This is a genomic window from Nocardia sp. NPDC006044, from assembly GCF_042871115.1.
Taxonomy (GTDB): Bacteria; Actinomycetota; Actinomycetes; order Mycobacteriales; family Mycobacteriaceae; genus Nocardia.
Map to the genome: position 1 here is coordinate 575685 of NZ_JBIAID010000002.1, position 5026 is coordinate 580710.

A 5026-nucleotide genomic window follows, 5' to 3' on the forward strand; every position below is an offset into this window, starting at 1 on the left:
GCAGGCCGCCGAGCCACATCGGGGACACACCCCGAGATTTCCCCTGATCTCACCTCCCCTTCAAGGATGAGGCATCCGCCGCACTTGCGCTGGAGCGCACTCCAACTTCTAAGGTCGTGCCATGACCAGCACACAGGACTCCACCGGCCACAACGATCGTTACGAGCGCGGCCTCGCGCTGCTCCGGCAAATCGGCGGGCAGGAGCGTCCGGCCGTGCTGGACAGTCTGGCCGATATCGCTCCGGACCTGGGCCGCCTCACCGTCGAGTTCGGCTACGGCGACATCCTCTCGCGTCCCGGACTGACCCTGCGCCAGCGCCAGCTCGCCACCGTGGGCGCGTTGGCCGCGCTCGGCAATGCCGCGCCGCAGCTGCGGTTCCACATCGACGGGGCGCTCAATGTCGGCGCGACCCGCACCGAGATCGTCGAGGTCATGGTGCACGCGAGCGTCTACGCGGGTTTCCCGGCCGCGCTCAACGGCCTGACCGCCGCCAAGGAGGTGTTCGCCACCCGGACCGACCTGCCCGCCGAACCCGCCCCGGCCGGCACGCCGGACGGTGACCGATTCGAGCGCGGATCAGCCAAGCTGGCCGAGGTCGACGGGCATGCGGGCGAACAGGTGATCGCCGCGTTGCAGGACATCGCCCCGGACTTCGCCCGCATCGTGATCGAGTTCTCCTTCGGGGACATCTACTCCCGGCCCGGCTTGGATCTGCGGACCCGCGAGATCGTGACGGTGGCCATGTGCACCGCCCTCGGCGTCGCGCCCCAGCTCGGTGTGCACATCCACGGCCTGCTGAATGTCGGCGGCACCGAGACCGAGGTCGTCGAGGTGCTGATCCAGATGGCCGGGTATGCCGGATTCCCGGCCGCGCTCAACGGAATCGCGGTGGCACGCGCGGTCTTCGCCGAGCGCAATAGCCATCAGAATTCCGATGTCTGATATCGGCGATCCCATTGGCCACGCTACGGAGACGGTCCTACTGTCGATGACATGGCGAAACTACTTTTTGTCCTGACCGGCGCCGACACCTGGACCCTGGCCGACGGCACCCCGCATCCCACCGGCTTCTGGGCCGAGGAGTTCGCCGTGCCCTACGAGGCGGCGAAGGCCGCGGGCCACGAGATCGTGGTCGCCACCCCCGGCGGCGTCGTGCCGCCGGTCGACCAGGGCAGCCTGGCGCCCGACGTCAACGGCGGCCAGGAGGGCGCGGACCAGCGGGCGGCGGTCTTGGCCGCCAGCACGGAATTGCAGCACCCGATCGCACTGTCCGAGGTCGACCTCGACGACTACGCCGCGGTCTTCTACCCCGGCGGCCACGGGCCGATGGAAGATCTCGCGGTGAACCCCGAGTCCGGCGAACTCCTCACCGCCGCACTGCAATCCGGAAAACCGCTGGCGATCGTCTGCCACGGCCCCGCCGCACTGCTGGCCGCGGTCGGTCCCGACGGCGGCAATGCCTTCGCGGGCTACACCCTCACCGGTTTCACCAACGTGGAGGAGCAGCAGGCCGGACTGGCCGACCGGGCCAAATGGCTGCTGCAGGACCGGCTCGTCGAGTTCGGCGCCGACTTCCAGGAGGGCGAGCCGTGGGCGCCCAAGGTCGTGGTCGACCGCAACCTGATCACCGGGCAGAATCCGGCATCGTCGGCGCAGGTGGCCGCGGAACTGCTGCGCGCGATCGGCTGACCTTTCCTGCGAGCTCGTCCGTTGTCGCGTAATTCCACTCCGGAAGGAACCGAACCCATGAGCACCAACGTCCACGCACGGCCCGCCGAAGCGTCCGGCACCTTCGCACTCGGCGGTGACCTGCCCGTCCACCGGCTCGGTTACGGAGCGATGCAGCTCACCGGACCCGGCGTCTGGGGTGACCCCAAGGATCCCGACGAGGCGGTCCGGGTGCTGCGCCGGGCCGTCGAGCTCGGCATCAACTTCATCGATACCGCCGACTCCTACGGCCCGTTCGTCAGCGAACTGCTCATCCGGAAGGCGTTGCACCCCTACGCCGATGACCTGGTGATCGCGACCAAGGGCGGGTTCACCCGCAGCGGCCCCGGCGACTGGCGCGCGGTCGGCAGGCCCGAATACCTGCGCCAGCAAACCGAACTCAGCCTGCGCCACCTCGGCGTCGAGCAGATCGGTCTCTACCAGTTGCACCGCATCGACCCGCAGGTGCCGCTGGCCGACCAGCTCGGCGAGCTCGTACTGCTGCAGCAGGAGGGCAAGATCCGCCACATCGGGGTATCCCAGGTGAGCGTCGAACAGCTGCGACAGGCCCGCGAGATCGCCACCATCGTCTCGGTGCAGAACCTCTACAACCTGACCAACCGGACCGACGAGGACGTGCTCGACTACGCCGAGCGGGAGAACATCGCGTTCATCCCGTGGTTCCCCATCGCCACCGGCGAACTTGCCAAGCCGGGTGGACCGCTGGACGCGATCGCGAAGGAACACGGCGCGACCCCGGCCCAGCTCGCCCTCGCCTGGCTGCTGCGCCGTTCGCCGGTGATGCTGCCCATCCCGGGCACCTCCAGCGTGGCCCACCTCGAGGAGAACACCGAGGGCGCGCGGATCACGCTCACCGACAAGGAGTTCGAGGCGCTGTCCGCGGCGGCCTGAATCGGCCACCGAACGAGGCGGGCCCGGCTGCGGTCGGGCCCGCCTCGTTCACTTCTCGGCGGCCCGGCGACAGCAGTAGGCCGACGCGCCGAGGTACTGGTGACAACGGGCGCCGTGACCGCCGTGCACGGTGAGGATGAACCGCGCTCGGTCGTAGCTGAGACCCACCGGATCCTGTGTGCAGTCGCGACTCTGTACCAGCCACAATTCTCGAACATCCGAGTGCAATACGTCCATTGTTCACCTCCGAGTAAAGTCAGTGCACCCGGCGCCTGAGCGCCCCACGGAATCACCGCTCGACACGGATGGATCGGGCCGTGTCGGGACCGTGCGTCGGATTCCGGAATGCCGGCGCCCCGGTAAGGGTTTGGGCAGAACCCCGGCGCCGGGTGCTGATTCAGCGTGCATGTTGCGATTCGGTGGATAACAGACCCGAATGCGGTAATTGCGGGTAGTTTCCGTTTGTATCAGCCTGGTGCGAGGAAGCAGGACCTATGGTTGAGATCGACTGGACGGGCGAGGATGTCCGTGCGCTTCGCGCCGCGATGCGGCGAAGTCGGTACGAATTCGCACGTCTGGTGGGCGTCACCCCGCGCACCGTGGTCTTGTGGGAAAACGGCCGGACAACCCGGATGCATGCCGCAAGCCAACGTCTGCTCGACCAGGTCGTGTCAGAAGCCGATCCGGTCGTCGTCGCACGATTCGAGCGTGCCGTCACCGCGGGCCGGGACCCTGGCTTCGACCTCGAAGCCACCGACTCGGCGCCCGAGACGGAAACCCAGCTCGGTAGGGACATCGGGCTCGACAAGGAAGTCGAGGATGACGACGTGAGAAGGCGAGAGTTATTGGCCTGCATCGGGGTCGGCCTAACCGGCACGGCCGCCGACCTGGTCGCGGGCGAGCCGGAGAAGATGCTGGCCACCCTGGATGCCGGGTCTATCAGCGAGCGCAGGCTTGGGCTGCTGGAGCAATCGGCCGAGGCGCTCGGCAAGCGGGTGGTGCAGGTGCCGCCGCACGAGCTGCTGCACACCACACTCGAGCAATTCCGCACTGTCCGTGGCACTCTCGCGCAGCGGCAGGCCACCCACCATCAGGTCCGGCTGGTCCGCACCGCGGGCAGGCTGGCCAACGTGGTCGGCGAAATCCTGTTCAACGAAGGACATTTGGGCCAGGCCAGGATGTGGTACGCCACCGCGATCCACGCCGCGCAAGATATAGGCGATCGCTATTCCGAGGATATCGCGCTGGCCGGTCTCGCATATCTTCCGACATATAGCGACAAACCGGCGGAGGTCTTGAGCCTCCTCGACGGACGTCTCGAAGAAAATCCGGCGCACGGTCCCGCCGCCGCCTGGCTGTGGGGAATGGCCGCACGGGCGCACGCCAGCCTGGGAAATGCTGTCCAGTTTGCCCGGTGTATCGAGAAATCCGGACGCGCATTGGAAAATGTTGGGCCCGAAGAGCTTACGATTGGGATCTTTTCCTATAGACCGGAAAAACTTGCTTTTTATCAGGCGATAGGCAACTCCAATCTCGGCCGGGCGGCGGAAACCGCCAAGGCCGCGGCGCGCGCGCTCAGCCTGTACGACCCACAGGAAACAATGGAGCCCGCGCTCGTCCGGTTCGAGCATGCCACCGCGTTGCTGAGTGCCGGCGAGATCGACGAGGCGTGTTCCATTGCGACACAAGCGATCACCAGCAATCACACATACATCGGGCTGACCGTCACCAAGCGGGCGAGCAAGTTCGACGCGGCACTCACCGGCTTTCGCGGTCGCGCGGTCACGGAGTGGCGCCAGCATGCCCGCGCGGTCATCGAGTCGGCGCGAACCAAGGCATAGCGGACCGGCGCCGCTGTGCCGCTAGGCCTTCGCGGCGTCCTGCGGGTGCTGACGGTGCATCACTCGATCCAGCCAGCCGCTGATCTGTTGCGTCTGTGCGGGTGTCGGCCGTCCGCCCGCCCAGCGACGGGCCGCTTCGATCAACGTCTCCGGCAGCGTGGGGGTGATCCGTTGATTCGTCATAGGTCCATGATGCACTGGGGCGCAGCGAAGTACGAGTAGGGGGCGGGGCGCGGCGGTCAGCAGGGGGGATGTGGACCGACGCGCCCCGCGCATACAGGTGGATTTGGGCGGTTGTCCGGAACCTCAGGGACTTTCGTTGGACATGGCCTCGATGAGTGACTTGGGTCGCATATCGAGCCAATGCGTTTCGACGTAGTGCAGACAGGCCTTACGCGCGGCGGCGCCGTAGGCGATGGTCCAGCCGCCCGGTACGGCGGCGAAGATCGGCCAGAGCGAGTGCTCGCCCTCGTCGTTGATCAGGACGTAGAACTGTGCGCCGTCGTCGTCGAAAGGGTTGTTCATCGGGGTTTCCTTCTTCCTGGTTGGGTCAGGTATGAGGGGC

General features: G+C 67.0%; 7 protein-coding genes. 4 read left to right on the forward strand and 3 right to left on the reverse strand.

The window, feature by feature from the left end:
* Positions 1-121 precede the first annotated feature (121 nt).
* Genes ACFYO1_RS20185 through ACFYO1_RS20195 form a run of 3 tightly spaced genes read left to right on the forward strand, consistent with a single transcriptional unit; the run spans position 122 to position 2620 of the window.
* Positions 122-943, forward strand: a complete 822-nt coding sequence (locus ACFYO1_RS20185) for a carboxymuconolactone decarboxylase family protein (RefSeq protein ID WP_387232986.1) — start codon at positions 122-124, stop codon at positions 941-943.
* 51 nt (positions 944-994) lie between these two features.
* Positions 995-1690 carry a type 1 glutamine amidotransferase domain-containing protein gene (locus ACFYO1_RS20190; protein ID WP_387232990.1) on the forward strand — a complete coding sequence of 232 codons (696 nt, stop codon included), beginning with the start codon at positions 995-997 and terminating at the stop codon, positions 1688-1690.
* Between the two features lie 57 nt (positions 1691-1747).
* Positions 1748-2620 (forward strand): aldo/keto reductase, encoded by an 873-nt coding sequence (locus ACFYO1_RS20195; protein ID WP_387232992.1) that lies wholly within the window; start codon positions 1748-1750, stop codon positions 2618-2620.
* Positions 2621-2668: 48 nt separating this feature from the next.
* Here the strand turns inward: ACFYO1_RS20195 and ACFYO1_RS20200 are convergent, their stop codons facing one another.
* Positions 2669-2857 (reverse strand): hypothetical protein, encoded by a 189-nt coding sequence (locus ACFYO1_RS20200; protein WP_387232995.1) that lies wholly within the window; start codon positions 2855-2857, stop codon positions 2669-2671.
* Positions 2858-3114: 257 nt separating this feature from the next.
* On the opposite strand from ACFYO1_RS20200, the gene ACFYO1_RS20205 reads away from it, so the two are divergent.
* Positions 3115-4461, forward strand: a complete 1347-nt coding sequence (locus ACFYO1_RS20205) for a helix-turn-helix domain-containing protein (RefSeq protein ID WP_387232998.1) — start codon at positions 3115-3117, stop codon at positions 4459-4461.
* A 21-nt stretch (positions 4462-4482) separates the two neighbouring features.
* On the opposite strand, the gene ACFYO1_RS20210 is transcribed toward ACFYO1_RS20205, so the two are convergent.
* Entirely contained in the window at positions 4483-4644 is a 162-nt protein-coding gene (locus ACFYO1_RS20210) for a hypothetical protein (RefSeq protein WP_375912064.1), read from the reverse strand.
* A gap of 123 nt (positions 4645-4767) precedes the next feature.
* Positions 4768-4986, reverse strand: a complete 219-nt coding sequence (locus ACFYO1_RS20215) for an MbtH family protein (RefSeq protein ID WP_150408068.1) — start codon at positions 4984-4986, stop codon at positions 4768-4770.
* Positions 4987-5026 lie beyond the last annotated feature (40 nt).

Coding starts and splice junctions, on each gene's coding strand:
- ACFYO1_RS20185 (WP_387232986.1), top strand. CDS start 122: ATGACCAGCACACAGGACTCCACCGGCCACAACGATCGTTACGAGCGC.
- ACFYO1_RS20190 (WP_387232990.1), top strand. CDS start 995: ATGGCGAAACTACTTTTTGTCCTGACCGGCGCCGACACCTGGACCCTG.
- ACFYO1_RS20195 (WP_387232992.1), top strand. CDS start 1,748: ATGAGCACCAACGTCCACGCACGGCCCGCCGAAGCGTCCGGCACCTTC.
- ACFYO1_RS20200 (WP_387232995.1), bottom strand. CDS start 2,857: ATGGACGTATTGCACTCGGATGTTCGAGAATTGTGGCTGGTACAGAGT.
- ACFYO1_RS20205 (WP_387232998.1), top strand. CDS start 3,115: ATGGTTGAGATCGACTGGACGGGCGAGGATGTCCGTGCGCTTCGCGCC.
- ACFYO1_RS20210 (WP_375912064.1), bottom strand. CDS start 4,644: ATGACGAATCAACGGATCACCCCCACGCTGCCGGAGACGTTGATCGAA.
- ACFYO1_RS20215 (WP_150408068.1), bottom strand. CDS start 4,986: ATGAACAACCCTTTCGACGACGACGGCGCACAGTTCTACGTCCTGATC.